This window comes from Alkalihalophilus lindianensis, assembly GCF_032843265.1.
Taxonomy (GTDB): domain Bacteria; phylum Bacillota; class Bacilli; order Bacillales; family Bacillaceae_D; genus Alkalihalophilus; species Alkalihalophilus lindianensis.
In genome coordinates, this window is the sequence record NZ_JAWJBA010000955.1 from 1 (window position 1) to 240 (window position 240).

At 40.4% G+C, this 240-nt stretch carries 1 protein-coding gene; it reads left to right on the forward strand.

The window, feature by feature from the left end; all coding sequences use genetic code 11:
• Positions 1-240: histidine kinase dimerization/phospho-acceptor domain-containing protein (locus RYX56_RS24940; protein ID WP_317124464.1), on the forward strand; the 240-nt coding region annotated here is incomplete at both ends.

Genomic DNA, 240 nt, shown 5'->3' on the forward strand with positions numbered 1-240 from the left:
GTTAAAACAATTATTAATCGAGATCAACCGGCTTTTAGCACATAATCAAAAAATGATGGCAAGCTACAACAAAACGGAGCTGTCGATGCGAAAAATGCTTTCCAATATCTCGCATGATTTAAAAACGCCTCTGACGGTGGTGCTCGGGTATACGGAAATGATCCTGAATGACCCGAATCGAAATCGCGAGGAAACCGAGGAACTTCTGGAAAAAGTACATAATAAAACCGTTGAAGTGTT